The organism is Bradyrhizobium sp. RD5-C2, assembly GCF_019972155.1.
Classification (GTDB): domain Bacteria; phylum Pseudomonadota; class Alphaproteobacteria; order Rhizobiales; family Xanthobacteraceae; genus Bradyrhizobium.
In genome coordinates this window covers 46,235-63,119 of sequence record NZ_BOVL01000067.1, presented here as the reverse complement: position 1 = coordinate 63,119, position 16,885 = coordinate 46,235, and the positions used below count along the sequence as shown (strand labels likewise).

14 protein-coding genes are annotated in these 16,885 nt (G+C 64.3%); 4 read left to right on the top strand and 10 right to left on the bottom strand.

Translation table 11 applies throughout. The annotated features are described in order from the left end of the window. Window positions 1–168: 168 nt before the first annotated feature. From BraRD5C2_RS38890 to BraRD5C2_RS38855, 8 genes are all read right to left on the bottom strand, one after another. Window positions 169–3,129, bottom strand: a complete 2,961-nt coding sequence (locus BraRD5C2_RS38890) for a 2-oxoglutarate dehydrogenase E1 component (RefSeq protein ID WP_223977731.1) — start codon at window positions 3,127–3,129, stop codon at window positions 169–171. Window positions 3,130–3,386: 257 nt separating this feature from the next. Next, window positions 3,387–4,268: a succinate--CoA ligase subunit alpha gene (gene sucD, locus BraRD5C2_RS38885; protein WP_223977729.1), complete on the bottom strand. Its 882-nt coding sequence runs from the start codon at window positions 4,266–4,268 to the stop codon at window positions 3,387–3,389. Between the two features lie 37 nt (window positions 4,269–4,305). Next, window positions 4,306–4,782: a DUF1579 family protein gene (locus tag BraRD5C2_RS38880; protein ID WP_092121609.1), complete on the bottom strand. Its 477-nt coding sequence runs from the start codon at window positions 4,780–4,782 to the stop codon at window positions 4,306–4,308. A gap of 2 nt (window positions 4,783–4,784) precedes the next feature. Next, window positions 4,785–5,981 carry an ADP-forming succinate--CoA ligase subunit beta gene (gene sucC / locus BraRD5C2_RS38875; protein WP_223977727.1) on the bottom strand — a complete coding sequence of 399 codons (1,197 nt, stop codon included), beginning with the start codon at window positions 5,979–5,981 and terminating at the stop codon, window positions 4,785–4,787. A gap of 161 nt (window positions 5,982–6,142) precedes the next feature. Further along, complete coding sequence (gene mdh / locus BraRD5C2_RS38870) at window positions 6,143–7,111, bottom strand: malate dehydrogenase (protein WP_223977725.1); 969 nt, start codon at window positions 7,109–7,111, stop codon at window positions 6,143–6,145. 233 nt (window positions 7,112–7,344) lie between these two features. Further along, a complete protein-coding gene (gene zapE, locus BraRD5C2_RS38865; protein WP_223977723.1) occupies window positions 7,345–8,532 on the bottom strand; it encodes a cell division protein ZapE in 1,188 nt (395 codons plus the stop codon). Window positions 8,533–8,689: 157 nt separating this feature from the next. Beyond that, window positions 8,690–9,226 (bottom strand): RNA 2',3'-cyclic phosphodiesterase, encoded by a 537-nt coding sequence (gene thpR / locus BraRD5C2_RS38860; protein WP_223977720.1) that lies wholly within the window; start codon window positions 9,224–9,226, stop codon window positions 8,690–8,692. A 165-nt stretch (window positions 9,227–9,391) separates the two neighbouring features. Next, window positions 9,392–10,051, bottom strand: a complete 660-nt coding sequence (locus tag BraRD5C2_RS38855) for an arylesterase (protein ID WP_374708104.1) — start codon at window positions 10,049–10,051, stop codon at window positions 9,392–9,394. Between the two features lie 55 nt (window positions 10,052–10,106). Here BraRD5C2_RS38855 and BraRD5C2_RS38850 point away from each other — a divergent pair, with 55 nt between their 5' ends. The 4 genes from BraRD5C2_RS38850 (at window position 10,107) to BraRD5C2_RS38835 (ending at window position 15,049) form a co-directional block, all read left to right on the top strand. Next, window positions 10,107–10,826, top strand: coding sequence for an ABC transporter ATP-binding protein (locus BraRD5C2_RS38850; protein WP_223977718.1), 720 nt, complete (start codon window positions 10,107–10,109; stop codon window positions 10,824–10,826). Beyond that, the gene (locus BraRD5C2_RS38845; protein ID WP_223977716.1) at window positions 10,823–13,393 is read left to right on the top strand and encodes an ABC transporter permease; all 2,571 of its coding nucleotides are present in this window, start codon (window positions 10,823–10,825) and stop codon (window positions 13,391–13,393) included. The genes BraRD5C2_RS38850 and BraRD5C2_RS38845 overlap by 4 nt, the downstream gene beginning before the upstream one ends. Before the next feature lie 234 nt (window positions 13,394–13,627). Next, window positions 13,628–14,419, top strand: a complete 792-nt coding sequence (locus BraRD5C2_RS38840) for a Bax inhibitor-1/YccA family protein (protein ID WP_097675972.1) — start codon at window positions 13,628–13,630, stop codon at window positions 14,417–14,419. A gap of 99 nt (window positions 14,420–14,518) precedes the next feature. Then, window positions 14,519–15,049 (top strand): GNAT family N-acetyltransferase, encoded by a 531-nt coding sequence (locus BraRD5C2_RS38835; RefSeq protein WP_223977873.1) that lies wholly within the window; start codon window positions 14,519–14,521, stop codon window positions 15,047–15,049. 58 nt (window positions 15,050–15,107) lie between these two features. On the opposite strand, the gene BraRD5C2_RS38830 is transcribed toward BraRD5C2_RS38835, so the two are convergent. Both BraRD5C2_RS38830 and BraRD5C2_RS38825 read right to left on the bottom strand, forming a co-directional pair. Next, on the bottom strand, window positions 15,108–15,479 hold the full coding sequence (locus BraRD5C2_RS38830) for a DUF2794 domain-containing protein (RefSeq protein WP_223977714.1): 372 nt from the start codon (window positions 15,477–15,479) through the stop codon (window positions 15,108–15,110). A gap of 509 nt (window positions 15,480–15,988) precedes the next feature. Continuing rightward, window positions 15,989–16,750, bottom strand: a complete 762-nt coding sequence (locus BraRD5C2_RS38825) for a DUF1223 domain-containing protein (protein ID WP_223977712.1) — start codon at window positions 16,748–16,750, stop codon at window positions 15,989–15,991. Between the last annotated feature and the right edge of the window lie 135 nt (window positions 16,751–16,885).

The window sequence follows — 16,885 nt, the reverse complement described above, 5'->3', positions numbered from 1 at the left end:
TTTCCTCGATAACCTTGCGGTCGAAAATTTGGTCCAGCCACCCTTCGCCAAAGCGAACGATCCGGTACTCCGTGACGACAGCGGTGAGGCTGGATGACGCGGGATACCGGATGCCCCGCTCCAGTGCGCAATTGCGCACAGAGCGGGGCATGGCTTCAGTGAAGGCCGTTAGTTCAGTGCGTCGTCGAGCAGCGCCTTGAGCTGCGCCAGATGTTTCGACATCAAACCGGTGGCGGTCGCCGCCGATGCCGGACGGCCGGAATAGCGCGGACGCTTGTTGGCGGCGTTGGTCTGGTTCAGCACCCATTCCAGATAGGGCTCGATGAAGTGCCATGAGCCCATGTTGCGGGGCTCTTCCTGGCACCAGACCACCTCGGCCGCCTTGAAGCGGCCGAGCTCCTGCACCAGCGCCTTCAGCGGCACCGGATACAGCTGCTCGATGCGCATCAGATAGATGTCGTCGACGCCGCGCTTCTCGCGCTCCTCGTACAGGTCGTAATAGACCTTGCCCGAGCACAGCACGACGCGACGGATCTTGTCGTCCGGCACCAGCTTGATCTTCTCGTCCGGCAGCATCTGCGCGTCATCGTACAGGATGCGGTGGAAGGTGGCGTTCTTGCCGAGCTCGTCGAGCCGCGACACGGCGCGCTTGTGGCGCAGCAGCGACTTCGGCGTCATCAGGATCAGCGGCTTGCGGATTTCGCGATGCAGCTGGCGCCGCAGCACGTGGAAGTAGTTTGCCGGCGTGGTCGGATTGACCACCTGCATGTTGTCCTCGGCGCACATCTGCAAATAACGCTCGAGGCGCGCGGAGGAGTGCTCCGGTCCCTGCCCCTCGTAGCCATGCGGCAGCAGGCAGACGAGGCCCGACATGCGCAGCCATTTGCGTTCGCCCGAGGAGATGAACTGGTCGAACACCACCTGCGCACCATTGGCGAAGTCGCCGAACTGGGCTTCCCAGAGCGTCAGCGCATTCGGCTCGGCCAGCGAGTAGCCATACTCGAAGCCGAGTACCGCCTCTTCCGACAACAGCGAGTTGATGACCTCGTAGTGGCCGGTGTCCTCGCCGCCGAGATGGTTGAACGGCGTGTAGCGGCTCTCGTCCTCCTGGTCGATCAGGACCGAATGGCGCTGCGAGAAGGTGCCGCGCTCGGAATCCTGGCCGGACAGGCGCACATGATGGCCCTCCTGCAGCAGCGTGCAGAACGCCAGCGCCTCGCCGGTCGCCCAGTCGATGCCGACGCCGGTGTCGATCGCCTTGGCGCGATTGTCGAGGAAGCGCTGAATGGTGCGGTGGGCGCGGAAGCCGTCCGGCACCTTGGTGATCTTGCGGCCGATCTCCTTGAGCACGGCGACATCGACACCGGTGACGCCGCGGCGGGCGTCTTCTTCCTGATCGGCCGACTTGAAGCCGGCCCATTTGCCGTCGAGCCAGTCGGCCTTGTTCGGCTTGTAGCCTGAGCCGGCTTCGAGCTCGGCATCGAGCCGTGCGCGCCAATCGGCCTTGGCCTTCTCGACCTCGCCCTCGGTCAAGACGCCGTCGGCGACCAGCCGCTTGGCGTAGATCTCCAGCGTCGACGGGTGCGAGGCGATCTTCTTGTACATCACCGGCTGGGTGAACGCCGGCTCATCGCCCTCGTTGTGACCATGACGCCGGTAGCAGAACATGTCGATGACGACCGGCTTGTGGAATTTCTGCCGGAACTCGATCGCGACCTTGGCCGCGAACACCACGGCCTCCGGATCGTCGCCATTCACATGGAAGATCGGCGCATCGATCATCTTCGCGACGTCGGACGGATAGGGCGACGAGCGCGAGTAGCGCGGATAGGTGGTGAAGCCGATCTGGTTGTTGACGATGAAGTGCAGCGAGCCGCCGGTGCGGTAGCCCTTCAGGTCGGACAGGCTGAAGCATTCCGCAACCACGCCCTGGCCTGCGAACGCCGCGTCGCCGTGCATCAGGAGCGGCAGCACCGAGATGCGCATATCAGGCGGATCGCCGTGCTGATCCTGCTTGGCGCGCACCTTGCCCATCACGACCGGATCGACGATCTCGAGATGCGACGGATTTGCGGTCAGCGACAGATGGATGTTGTTGCCGTCGAACTCGCGGTCCGAGGATGCGCCGAGGTGATACTTGACGTCGCCGGAGCCTTCGACCGAGTCGGGGTTGGCCGAACCACCCTTGAATTCATGGAACAGCGCGCGGTGCGGCTTGCCCATCACCTGGGTCAGCACGTTGAGGCGGCCGCGATGCGGCATGCCGACCACGATCTCCTTCACGCCGAGATTGCCGCCGCGCTTGATGATCTGTTCGAGCGCCGGGATCAGCGATTCGCCGCCGTCGAGGCCGAAGCGCTTGGTGCCGGTGAACTTGGTGTCGCAGAACTTCTCGAAGCCGTCGGCCTCGATCAGCTTGTTGAGGATCGCGCGGCGGCCCTCGGGCGTGAAGCTGATCTCCTTGTCCGGACCTTCGATGCGCTCCTGGATCCACGCCTTCTGCGCGGCATTGGAGATGTGCATGAACTCGACGCCGAGCGTCTGGCAGTAGGTGCGCTCGCAGATCTGGACGATCTCGCGCAGCGTGCCGTATTCGAGGCCGAGCACGTGGTCGAGGAAGATCTTGCGATCGAAGTCGGCCTCGCTGAAGCCGTAGGAGCGCGGATCGAGCTCCTCGCGATCGCGCGGCGCCTCAATGCCGAGCGGATCGAGCTTGGCGTGGAAATGGCCGCGCATGCGGTAGGCGCGGATCAGCATCAGCGCGCGAACGGAATCGCGGGTGGCCTGATGCACGTCGGCGTCGGACAGCTCGGCGCCCTTGACCTGCGCCTTGGCGGCGAGCTTGGTGCCAACCGCCTTCTCGACCTGGGCCCAATTGCCGTCGAGTGCCGAGGTCAGATCGTCACGCGGCGTCACCGGCCAGTTGGCGCGGCCCCACGAGGCACCCTCGGCGTTCTTCTGGACGTCGGCCGGGGCGTCCTTCAGGCTTTTGAAGAAATCCTGCCATTCGGCGTCGACCGACGATGGGTCCTGCTCGTAGCGGGCATAGAGATCGTCGATGTAGGCGGCGTTGGTGCCCTGCAGGAATGATGAGAGAGCAAAAGCAGCATTCGCGTCTTGGCGAGACATGGGGCAGTCCTGGTGATTTTTTTCGGTTCGCGCGTAGGAGACGGCGCTGATGCCGGTCTGGAAGTGCGCCGGCTGGATAGATACCCTTTACCCCATCTAGGCGCGATATTCCTGCCTAAAAGAACCAAGAAATGAACTTATTTTCATATTTTATTGATCAGCATTCTGGCGGCAAAACGCAATAAAAAGGCGGGTTCCCCAATGAGAACCCGCCCAAAATCACGCCAAAACGCGAAGGGAACTTCGCCTGACGGAGGTTACTTCAGCATCTCCGCGAGCGTGTGCCCGAGCCGTGCCGGCGACGGCGACACCCTGATGCCGGCGGCTTCCATCGCCGCGGTCTTGGAACCGGCGTCGCCCTTGCCGCCGGAGATGATCGCGCCGGCATGACCCATGCGGCGGCCGGGAGGTGCGGTAACACCGGCGATGAAACCGACCATCGGCTTCTTGCGGCCGCGCTTGGCCTCGTCCTTGAGGAACTGGGCGGCGTCTTCCTCGGCGGAGCCGCCGATTTCGCCGATCATGACGATCGACTTGGTCTTCTCGTCGGCCAGGAACATCTCCAGCACGTCGATGAACTCGGTGCCCTTGACCGGATCGCCGCCGATGCCGACCGCGGTGGTCTGGCCGAGGCCCTCCTGGGTGGTCTGGAACACCGCTTCATAGGTCAGGGTGCCGGAGCGGGAGACGATGCCGACCGAGCCGGGCTTGAAGATGTTGGCCGGCATGATGCCGATCTTGCACTCGCCGGCGGTCATCACGCCCGGGCAGTTCGGCCCGATCAGCCGCGACTTCGAACCCGACAGCGAGCGCTTGACGCGTACCATGTCGAGCACCGGAATGCCCTCGGTGATGCAGACGATCAGCGGGATCTCGGCATCGATCGCCTCGCAGATCGCGTCGGCGGCGCCCGGCGGCGGGACATAGACCACGCTGGCGTCGGCGCCGGTCTTGGCACGCGCGTCCGCGACGGTGTCGAACACCGGCAGATTGAGATGCGTCTGACCGCCTTTGCCCGGCGCCACGCCGCCGACCATCTTGGTGCCGTAAGCGATCGCCGCTTCCGAATGGAACGTGCCGTTCTTGCCGGTGAAGCCCTGGCAGATGACCTTGGTGTTCTTGTCGATCAGAATGGACATGGTTCGAGATGCTTTCGCGAGACGATCGGTGAAGGGTTCAGTGGATACGCCGGTACACGCCGGTGAGCACGTCGGCCCACCCTTCCGCGTCAGGCGAGAATTGGATCTTCATGTTGTAGGTGTTGTCGTCGACGACCTCGTAGACGTGACGGGCATTGCCGCGCAGCGAGCCGCGCACCAGGATCAGCGACTTGCCCGCCCAGCCGCCGGACGCCGGCGACGGCGGGTAGTATCCGAGTGAATCGTGCCAGAACAATCGGTAGGCGCGATCCTCGCGGTCGTAGGTGAAGACGCCGTGGGTGGCGAAGCTCTCCTTGCCGTCACGGGTCTGCACGCAGTCCTGGATCAGGTAGAAACCGTTGAGCGCGATGCGCGCAACGACATGGGAAGTGGCCGGACCGCCTGCGGTCCAGCGCGACGGATAGACCATCTCGTCGCCGTTCCACTCGCCCGCGAAAACCGCGAGCTTGCGGTGTTCGTCCAGCGGGGTCGGAGCGTCGAGATGATCGGCCATCGTTAGCCTCCCTTGACGGCTTTCACGATCTTCTGTGCGGCGTCATCGAGATTGTCGGCGGGCACCACGTTGAGACCGCTGTCGCGGATGATCTTCTTGCCCTGCTCGACATTGGTGCCTTCGAGGCGCACCACGAGCGGCACCTTGAGGCCGACCTGCTTGACCGCGGCGACCACGCCCTCGGCGATCACGTCGCACTTCATGATGCCGCCGAAGATGTTGACCAGGATGCCCCTCACGTTCGGATCGGCGGTGATGATCTTGAACGCAGCCGCAACCTTCTCCGCGCTGGCGCCGCCGCCGACATCGAGGAAGTTCGCCGGCTCCATGCCGTAGAGCTTGATGATGTCCATCGTCGCCATGGCGAGGCCGGCGCCATTGACCATGCAGCCGATCGTGCCGTCGAGCGCGACATAGTTGAGGTCGTATTTCGACGCCTCGATCTCCTTGGCGTCCTCCTCGGACTCGTCGCGCAGCGCGACCACGTCCGGGTGCCGGTAGAGCGCGTTGCTGTCGAACGACACCTTGGCGTCGAGCACGCGGAGCTGGCCCTGCTTGGTGACGACGAGCGGATTGATCTCGAGCATCGCCATGTCCTTGGCGGCGAACGCGGCATAGAGCTGACCGGTCAGCTTCTCGGCCTGCTTTGCGAGATCGCCCTTCAGCTTCAGCGCCTCGGCAACCGTGCGGCCGTGGTGAGCCATGATGCCGGTGGCGGGATCGACCGAGAACGAGACGATCTTTTCCGGGGTCGAATGCGCGACGTCCTCGATGTTGACGCCGCCTTCGGTCGACACCACGAAGGAGATCTCGGAGGTCTCGCGATTGACCAGGATCGAGAGATAGAACTCCTTGTCGATGTCGGAGCCTTCCTCGATGTAGAGGCGATTGACCTGCTTGCCGTGCGGGCCGGTCTGCACCGTGACCAGCGTCGCGCCGAGCATCTGCTTGGTGAACTCGTCGACCTCGGCAACCGACTTGGCGATGCGGACACCGCCCTTGTCGCCGGCCGAAGCCTCCTTGAACTTGCCCTTGCCGCGACCGCCGGCATGGATCTGGCTCTTCACCACCCAGATCGGGCCGGGGAGCTGCTTGGCCGCCGCATCGGCATCCTCCGGCTTCAGCACCGGCACGCCGCGCGAGATCGGCACGCCGAATTCGTGCAGCAACGCCTTGGCCTGGTATTCGTGGATATTCATGGAAAGACGCTCCCAAACCCTCGTGCGGCGACCCTTTAGGTCAGCCTTGAGACTGGCATACCATATACCAAGACTCGCGCAACTACAAAATTCGCCGGAATTTCATCATCTTGCGCCCGACAGGCGATAGAAGTCGCCTATCGGGCCATTGCCGATTGAGATTACTTGCCGAGCAGATCGGGCGCGATCTTCTTGCAGGCGTCGACCAGGCCCTGCACCGAGGCAACCGACTTGTCGAAGGCTTCACGGTCCTTGCCGGCGAGTTCGATCTCGACGATGCGCTCGATACCCTTGGAGCCGATCACGGTGGGCACGCCGACATACATGTCCTTCACGCCGTACTCGCCGTTGAGATAGGCGGCGCAGGGCAGCACGCGCTTCTTGTCCTTCAGATAGCTCTCGGCCATCTGGATCGCGGACGCCGCCGGCGCGTAGAAGGCCGAGCCGGTCTTGAGCAGGTTGACGATCTCGGCGCCGCCGTTGCGGGTGCGGTCGACGATCTCGTCGATGCGCGCCTGCGAGGTCCAGCCCATCTTGACGAGATCGGGCAGCGGAATGCCGGCGACGGTCGAGTAGCGGGTCAGCGGCACCATGGTGTCGCCGTGGCCGCCGAGCACGAAGGCGGTGACGTCCTCGACCGAGACGTTGAATTCGTCGGCCAGGAAATAGCGGAAGCGCGCGGAGTCGAGCACGCCGGCCATGCCGACCACCTTCTTGTGCGGCAGGCCTGAGGCCTTCTGCAGCGCCCAGACCATCGCGTCCAGCGGATTGGTGATGCAGATGACGAAGGCGTCGGGCGCGTACTTCTTGATGCCGGCGCCGACCTGCTCCATGACCTTGAGGTTGATCGACAGCAGATCGTCGCGGCTCATGCCAGGCTTGCGCGGCACGCCCGCGGTGACGATGCAGACCTTGGCGCCGTCGAGTGCTTCATAGGAGTTGGCGCCGACCAGATTGGAGTCGAAGCCGTCGACCGGCGACGACTGCGCGATGTCGAGCGCTTTGCCCTGCGGCACGCCCTCGGCGATATCGAACAGCACGACGTCTCCGAGTTCCTTGAGGCCAACCAGGTGCGCCAGCGTTCCGCCGATCTGTCCGGAGCCAATCAGAGCAATCTTGTCGCGTGCCATGGGAAATCAGTCCTTTGAACTGGTGCAGGAGGGAGGGAAGTCGGTTGCAAGGGTGGTTATCCCTTTCGAATGATCCATTCAAGTCGCGGCCTGCCCGATTGCGGGTCGTGCCTGCAATTCGGTCAGGCATGCCAGCAACATCCGCCCGGAGACACGAAAAGTTGCTCCGATCCGGACCGCGCGCAAGACCAATTTCAAGACCGAATTTCGAGACTGGATTTCAAGGCTGAATTTCAGGTTTCGACCAGGCCGGTCGACGCGCCGCTGGCCGAGGAGTCCTTGCGGCCGTGCGGCAGCGCCAAATAGGATTCCGAGCTCATCTCGATCAGGCGCGAGGACGTGCGCTTGAACTCCATCGCCTCGATGCCGTCTTCCGCAAGGTACAACGACACCGGATCGGCCTCGGCCGAGGCCATCAGCTTCACGGCATTGTCATAGAGCGTGTCGATCAGCGAGATGAAGCGCTTGGCAGCGTTGCGCTCGGCGTAGTCCATCACGGGAATATGGTCGATCAGGATCGTGTGGTAGTCGTGCGCGAGCCTGAGGTAATCGGACGCGGCAAGCGGCTTCTCGCAGAGATCGGCGAAGCTGAAGCGCGCGACGCCATGCGACGAGCACGGCACAGTCAGCAAACGCTTTTTGATCTCGATAAGGCGCGCCTTGCACGGCGCGTTGCCGGTCATCTTGCGCCACGCCGCATTGAGCACATCGCGAGCCGCGTCATCGGCGGGCACCAGCCACATCTTCACGCCGACGAGCTTCTCGAGCCGGAAGTCGGTACGCGCATCGAGCCGCAGCACATCCATGTGGTCGGTGATCTGTGCGATGAACGGCAGGAACAGCGCGCGATTGAGGCCGCCCTTGTAGAGATCGTCAGGCGCGACGTTCGAGGTCGCGACCACGACGGTGCCGAGATCGAACAGCTTTGCGAACAGCCGTCCGAGGATCATCGCATCCGCGATGTCGGTGACGTGGAATTCGTCGAAGCAGAGCAGCCACGCTTCGTCGAAGATCGCTTGCGCGGTGAGCGCGATCACGTCGCCGTCTGCGATCTCGCCGCGCGCGATCTGCTGGCGGTAGCCATAGATGCGCTCATGCGCCTCGGCCATGAATTCGTGGAAATGCGCACGGCGCTTGTGCTCGACCGGGCTCTGCTGGAAGAACAGGTCCATCAGCATGGTCTTGCCGCGGCCGACCTCGCCATGGACGTAGAGGCCGCGCGGCGGCTTGTCGTCCTTGTCGCCGCCGAACAGCCGTCCGAGCAGGCTTTGCTTGCGCTGCGGCTTGTAGCTCACGAGCCGCTCGTCCAGCGCACCGAATGCTTCGGCGGCGCGGGCCTGCGCGGGATCGGCCTCAATCGCGCCGGAGGCGACCAGGGCGTTGTAGTGTTCGAGAAAGGAACTCGGCGAGGTGGACAGCATGGGCCCACCTTACGGCCCTAGTGCGCGGAAAATTGCAAGCCGTGAATTGGGCCAGTGGGTATGCAAGGCAGGTGGGTATGCAAGCGCAAGCCCTTGCATACCACGGCCGACCGCACCAGCCGCTGCCCAACACCTCAAGCCGCGATCCTAAGAAACCTTACGCGCAGAGCGCGTAGGCATCCTCGACCACGTAGGGGCCGCCGCCCGTCGACGCGCGCGACGAGAACAGCACGAAGCGGTCTGCCATGAAGCTGCGGCTCGGAAAGTAGCCGCGCACCGACAGATAATCCGCAACGTCCTGGCTCGATGCGTCATGCAGACGCGCGAGCGTGACATGGGGCGTGAATTTCCTGCCCTCGGGATTGAGCCCCATCCGCTGCATCATCCGCTCGAGCTCGGCCTGCAGTTCGATCAGCGGCCGGCTGGGCTCGACGGCGGCAACCACCGCGCGCGGCTTGCGTCCGCCGAAGCTCGACAGGCCCTGCAATTTGACCTCGAACGGCTTTCGGTTCACCCGAAACAGCATCGTCGCGATCTCGTTGGCCCAGAGGCCATCGATATCGCCGATGAAGCGCAGAGTGACGTGATAATTTTCGGGATCAATCCAGCGTGCGCCGGGAAGGCCGCCACGCAAATTGGAAAGTGTCTGGCCGATCTCGGCCGGAATTTCCAGTCCAGTGAACAGACGCGGCATCGCATTAATCCTCGATGCTTGGCGCGGGTTTTGGGAGCCCGGCCCTGTAACAGCCCGGTGACGAATCACCGATGCCTATTTGTACCCGAGATATGTGACTCTGCGAAGCACGACCCGTTAACAGCTCGTAAACCTACGGGCACAACACGGCCCGCTGCCTGCGTTTCAACTGCGTTGCCCTGATATTGCGCCGAGAAATGCCTCCACCGTGGGCAGGATATTCTTCACGACGATGTCCACACCTTCCGCCGTCGGATGCATGCCGTCCGCCTGATTGAGCTTGGCATCGGCAGCCACGCCATCGAGGAAGAACGGATAGAGCGGCACGCCAAGCGATTTCGACAGATCCGGATAGATCGCGTTGAACTTCGCCGCATACTCGCTGCCATAGTTCGGCGGCGCGAGCATGCCGCACAAGAGCACGGCGATCTTGCGCGCCTGCAACTTTGTGATGATGTCGGTGAGCGCGGCACGCGTCACCGAGGGATCGATGCCGCGCAGCGCATCGTTGGCGCCGAGCTCGACGATCACGGCGGCAGTTCCGTCGGCCACCGACCAGTCGAGCCGCTCGCGGCCCCCTGAGGCGGTGTCGCCGGACACTCCGGCATTCGTCATCTCGACCTTTATCCCCTTGGCTTCCAAGGCTTTTTGCAGCCGGACCGGAAATGCCGCCGCGGCCGGAAGGCCGTAACCGGCGCTCAGGGAATCGCCCAGAACCACCATTTTGATCGGTTTCGCCGAACCTTGCGCCGGGGCATTGTCCGGTGCTGGCGTCTGCGCACTTGCCGCCGTCATCAAGCCCATAAGCAACACGAGTATGTGCACGAAGATCCTCAACCGGCCCTCGACCGCAGCAGCGGAAGTGCCATATGACCGAACCATGGACAGTCTCATCGAATCCTCTTCACTGACCGACGTCGAGCCGGACACCATTGCCGTCAGGAACGTCAATCTCTCGCTCGGCACCGGCGCGGCTCGGGTCCATATCCTCAAAGATATCAGCCTTCGTGTGGCAGCGGGTGAGGCCATCGGCCTGATCGGCCCGTCGGGTTCGGGCAAGTCGACCTTGCTGATGGTGATGGCGGGGCTTGAACGTCCTGACAGCGGAGAAGTGGTCGTCGACGGCACCTCGTTCAATGCCCTCGATGAAGATGCGCTGGCGCGCTTCCGCGGCCGCCAGGTCGGCATCGTGTTCCAGTCGTTCCATCTGATCCCGACCATGACGGCGCTGGAGAACGTCGCCGTGCCGCTCGAGCTCGCCGGCAATCCCGATGCCGCCGCGCGCGCCGCGCAGGAGCTGCAATCGGTCGGGCTCGGCGAACGGCTGCATCATTATCCGACGCAGCTTTCCGGCGGCGAGCAGCAGCGCGTCGCGATCGCGCGTGCGCTCGCACCCGATCCGACCATCCTGGTTGCCGACGAACCGACCGGAAATCTCGACGAGACGACGGGAAAGCAGATCATCGATCTGCTCTTCACCAAGCACGCCGAGCGCGGCATGACGCTGGTGCTGGTGACGCACGACCTCTCGCTGGCGCAGCGCTGCGATCGTGTCGTGCGGCTGCGCTCCGGTCGCATCGACGGACAATCAACGACATGAGCATTGCGTCCGAAGTCGCGGTGCAGGGCCGCGCGTCGTCGCTTGCCTTCCGTTACGCGCTGCGCGAACTGCGCGGCGGCCTGCGCGGCTTCTATGTGTTCATCGCCTGCATCGCGCTCGGCGTGATGGCGATTGCCGGCGTCGGCTCGGTCGCCGCGAGCCTTGGCGACGGCCTGTCGCGCGAGGGTCGCACGCTGCTCGGCGGCGACGTCGCATTCTCGCTGATCTCGCGCGAAGCCAAGCCCGAGGAGGTCGCGTATCTGCGCACCCGCGGCGAGGTGTCGGTGGCGGCCACGCTGCGCGCGATGGCCCGCAGCGGTGACGGCAAGCTGGCGCTGGTCGAGCTCAAGGCGGTCGACGGCAGATATCCGATGCTCGGCGAGCTGACGCTCGAGCCGAACATGCCGACAGCCGACCTGCTGGCCGAAAGCGACGGCGCCTATGGCGCGGCCGCCGATTCAACGCTGTTGGCGCGGCTCGACCTGAAGCTCGGCGACCGCGTCACCATCGGCAGCGCGACCTACCAGATCCGCAGCGTGGTGGCGGCCGAGCCCGACAAGCTCGCCGGCGGCGTCGGCCTCGGCCCGCGCTTCCTGATCAGCGAAGCGAGCTTGCGCGCCACCGACCTGTTGCAGCCGGGCAGCCTGGTACGCTGGATCTACCGGGTGAAGCTGCCCGACGGCGCCAACGACGATCGCGCCACCACCGCGTTGATCGACGGCGCACGGGCTGCTGCGCCGGAGGCCGGCTGGGAGGTCCGCAGCCGCAACAACGCCTCGCCGCAGCTTGAGCGCACCATCAACCGTTTCACCCAGTTCCTGACCCTGGTCGGCCTCGCCGCACTCTTGGTCGGCGGCGTCGGCGTCGCCAACGCGGTGAAGAGCCATATCGACCGGCGCCGCGACGTCATCGCCTCGTTCAAGGCGCTCGGCGCAACCGGCCGCGACGTCTTCACGATCTACTGCACGCAGGTGGTGGTGCTGGCCGGGATCGGTTCGGTGATCGGGCTGGTGCTCGGCGCCGCGCTGCCTTTCGTCATCGTCGACCTGTTCGGCAAGGTGCTGCCGCTGCCGGTGGTGCCGGCGCTGCATCCCGACGAGCTCGCGCTCTCGTTCCTCTACGGCCAGCTCACCGCGCTGGCGTTCGGGCTGTGGCCGCTCGGCCGGGTCCACGACGTACCGGTCGCCGCGCTGTTCCGCGAGACCGTCGCCAGCGAGTGGCATCGCCCGCGCTGGAGCTATCTGGCGCTGATGGCCGTGGTGGTCGCGCTCCTGATCGGGGTTGCGATCGGGCTCGCCTATGACAAGCGGGTCGCCACCGTGTTCGTTGCCTCGTCGATCGCGGTGTTCCTGCTGCTGCGCGGGATCGCCGAAATCCTGATGGCGGTGGCGCGGCGGCTGCCGCGCAGCCGCATCACCATGCTGCGGCTCGCAATCGCCAACATCCACCGGCCGGGCGCGCTGACGCCGTCGGTGGTGCTGTCGCTGGGCCTCGGGCTCGCGGTGCTCGTCACCATCACCCAGATCGACGGCAATCTGCGCCGGCAATTCCTGGCCGCATTGCCGGAACGGGCGCCGTCGTTCTTCTTCATCGACATCCCCTCCACCGAAGCCGACCGCTTTGGTGCTTTCCTCAAGCAGATCGCTCCGGACTCGACCATCGAGGACGTGGCGATGCTGCGCGGGCGCATCGTCGCGGCGCGCGGCGTCAAGGCCGACCAGCTCAAGCCGTCGGTCGATTCGGAATGGGTGCTGCAAAGCGACCGCGGCCTGACCTACACGGGCGAAGTTCCCAAGGGCTCGAAGATCGTCGAGGGCGAATGGTGGGGACCGGACTACAGCGGACCTCCGCTGGTCTCGATGGAGAAGAAGATCGCCGACGGCCTGTCCTTGAAGATCGGCGACGAGATCGTGGTCAATGTGCTCGGCCGCGATGTTCCGGCCAAGATCGCCAATCTGCGCAACATCGACTGGCAGGGCCTCGGCATCAACTTCGTGCTGGTGTTCTCGCCGAATGCCTTCAAGGGCGCCCCGCATAGCCACGTCGCGACCCTGACGGAACCCCATGCCGGCGCCACCGATGATGCGCGTATCATCAAGCAGGTCGCCGACGCGTTCCCGATGGTGACCAGCGTCCGGGTCCGCGAGGCGCTGGAAACGGTCGGCGCCGTGGTCAGCAATCTGGTGCTGGCGATCCGCGGCGCCAGCGCCGTGACGCTGATCTCGGCGATCCTGGTGCTGGGCGGCGCGCTCGCCGCCGGCCACCGCCACCGCGTCTATGACGCCGTGATCCTCAAGACGCTCGGCGCAACCCGGGTGCGATTGCTCGGCGCCTACGCGCTGGAGTATCTGATGATCGGCTTTGCAACCGCAATCTTCGGGGTGATCGCCGGTTCGGTCGCGGCCTGGCTGATCGTGACGCGGCTGATGACGCTGAGTTTCATCTGGCAGGCCGGCAGCGCAGCGCTGGTCGTGGTCGCCGCGCTGGTCGTCACCGTCGGATTGGGGCTGGCGGGAACGCTGCTCGCGCTGAACCAGAAGCCGGCCTCGGTGCTGCGGAATTTGTGACAATTTGTAGCGGCGGCAGCGCCGTTTTGCCTACAAATGCTAGGCTAGAGCGACATTCGGCCGCGCGTGGAAGCTTGCGTCGGATGTGTTAATTTCCCACATACCACTCGGGTCGGATAGTCGGTTTGAATGACACGCAATTAATGTTCCGCAAACCGAGCCATCTGAGATAGATTTAGAACCGGCGCCGCAAATCCCTTGCGCTCCACCGGGACCAACCACGGGAATTCGACCATGTCGGACCTAGACCGTAACTACGCTTCTCCTTTCGGCCGGGCCGCCGGGCGCATTGACGCTGCGGCCGTCGACGCCGGTCTGCGCGCCTACATGCTGCGCATCTACAACTACATGAGCATCGGCCTCGCCATCACCGGCTTGGCCGCGCTCGGTGTCTACATGGGTGCGGTGACCACTGATCAGTCCGCCGCCGTCGCCAAGTTCGGCAACGCCTATCTGACGCAGTTCGGCTACGCGATGTTCGTGAGCCCGCTGAAGTGGCTGTTCATCCTCGCCCCTCTGGCGATGGTGTTCGTCATCTCGGCCGGCATCAACCGCCTGCAGCCGGCGACCGCCCAGCTGCTGTTCTGGGTGTTCTCGGCGCTGATGGGCCTGTCGCTGTCGTCGATCTTCCTGGTGTACACGCACACCTCGATCGTGCGCGTGTTCTTCATCACCGCGGCGACGTTCGGTGCGCTGAGCCTCTACGGCTACACCACCAAGCGTGACATGAGCGGCATGGGCTCGTTCCTGTTCATGGGTCTGATCGGCATCATCATCGCGAGCCTGGTCAACCTGTTCCTGGCGAGCTCGGCGCTGCAGTTCATCGTCTCGGTGGTCGGCGTGCTGGTGTTCGCGGGCCTCACCGCCTGGGACACCCAGCGGCTGAAGAACGACTACATCTACGGCTACGCCTCGCAGGGTGGCGTGGCGGCAGAGCGTGCGGCAATCACTGGTGCGCTGTCGCTCTACCTGAACTTCATCAACCTGTTCACGCTGCTGCTGCAGCTGCTCGGTCAGCGCGACTAAGCGCCTCGAGCGAACCGATCGACCAGAGCCCCGGCCTTGCGGCCGGGGCTTTTCTTTTGCGCAGGGCAAAAATACGCTTGCGGCATGTCCACACCAGCTCTGCCCGATCCGGAAATCAGGCCGACCGCCGAGGCGGACCTGCCCTCCATCACCGCGATCTATGAGCACGCGGTGCGCTTCGGCACCGCGACCTTCGAGCTGATCCCGCCCGACCTTGCCGAGATGACCCGCCGCTACCGGGCGCTGATCGATGGCGACTTCCCCTATTTCGTCGCCGTGCTGGACGGCCGCGTCGCCGGCTACGCCTATGCCGGCCCCTACCGGCCGCGGCCGGCCTATCGCTTCACGGTCGAGAACTCGGTCTATCTGGATCCCGCGGTCCATCGCCGCGGCATCGGCCTCAAGCTGATGGAGCGCCTGATCGCCGAATGCGACGGACGCGGCTTCCGCCAGATGATCGCGGTGATCGGGGACCAGGCCAATGCCGGCTCGATCGGCCTGCACCGCCGCTGCGGCTTTCAGATGATCGGGACGCTCCCGAATGTCGGCCTGAAATTCGGCCGCTGGCTCGACACCGTGCTGATGCAGCGCGCGCTCGGCGAAGGCGCGGCGACGGTGCCGGCGGATTAGACGGGTTGGATATACCCCGATCTGTAGCCCGGATGAGCGAAGCGCCGAGTTGCCGCGCCTACACCAGCGACAGCTTGCGATCGATCACGAACAGCACCCGTTCGAGTTCGTGGCCGCGACGCAGGATCAGGCCGGTCGCCGAAATCACGCTGTACATGCCCTGCTTGCGCGCCAGCCGGGGATCCTTCTCGATCCGGTAGATCGGCACTTCGGATGCGCGCCGGAACACTGAGAACACGGCGCGGTCCTTGAGGAAGTCGATCGCATAATCGCGCCACTCGCCATCGGCAACCATGCGGCCGTAGAGATTGAGAATGCGGTTGAGCTCAAGTCGATTGAATGTCACGCGGTTGGGCTGAGGGGTCGCGGCGGCGGGACGCGCCGCGGCACGATTCCCACTCGGATCAGTGTCCTCCGAGTTCAGACTCATCGAGCGCCTCCTGTTATCCCGGTGACGATCGGGTTCCGAAGGCCGGTGCCCCCACTTCGGGATCGTCACGTGAGTGACATGATTGCGCTAAGCGCAGAACGCCGCAAGGGGCCATTCGCAACGCAACCAGCCCTTAACCACGGTCAGGCGCGACGGATTGTCCGGAAAACCGAAGAGTCACGGGAACGTTAGAGGAATCATATTGCTGCCCCACTTCCGCCCATCGCCCGCCCCGCTGCCCTGCGAAAAGAAAATCCTGCGTTGGCCCGGTCCTTTCGGTTCCGGATTCCTCAGCCCCCAGCCCCCCGGGGCCGTCGGGATCGGGCCTGTTCGCAGGGGAATCAAATCCCAACACTGGGCCAACGAAAGTTGGTCCTTTTTGTTTTGGGGACCCTGCTCGATCAGCGCGACCGAGACGCATGCGAAGCCTCGGCGCTTTGCTTTCAGCAAATCAGTGGATGCGCGCTTGCCGACGCGCGGAGCTCCACGACCGCGAGCGCTGCGGAGTGCTAGTGAAGCGAGGTGAATGCGGCGCCCAGCATCGGGCCCGGCTTGTCGCGGTTGCCGTCCTGGACGTAGACGGCCGCGGCATCGACGCCATCGCGCGTGATGTTCTCCAGCGGCACGGTCCAGCTCCCGGACGAGCCGTTCCAGTCACCGACCTTCAGGAGATTGCGCACCACGTTGTGGTACGTGATCTCGTGGCCGCGATTCTCGCCGCGCGAGATCGAGATCGGCACCGACTTCGAGATCGAGCAGATCCAGACTTCACCGCGCGACACTGCGGGCGATTTCGACGCGGCGACCGACACGTTGATCTGCTTGCCGCTCAGCGTCATCGTCACCGGCACCGACATCACGTTGCCGCTCTTCTCGGTGTCCTTGATGGCGCTCTCGATGCTGGCACGGTCGCTGCCGATCACATGCATGGAGCCGTTGATCACGGCCTGCGGCGTGTAGACGTCGCGATCGCCGCGCATGTGCGAATAGGCCTTCTGGCGCGCGCTGAAACGGGAATCAGCCAGCGTGTCCTTCCAGCCGAGATAGTCCCAATAGTCGATCGGCATGCTCAGCGCGATGACGTTGGGGTCCTTCGCGAGCTCCCCGATGATCTTGTCCGCGGGCGGACAGGAGGAGCATCCCTGCGAGGTGAAGAGCTCGACGACAGCACGCGGGTCGGCGTGAGCGGGGCGGATGATAGCGACGATCGCGCAGAAACCGAGGGCGCTGGACCATCGCGAGATAGAATTATAGGCCATCATCGCTGTCATACTGCGAACCAGTCGTGATGATTTCTATCCGTAATTGTACGGAGCATGAAGTCTGTCCCTGAACTTGCGTGCCCCAAAACGCGAGAAAGCGGCCCTGTCATAGGCCGCCTTCTTTTTAGCCGCTACTCACTAAGC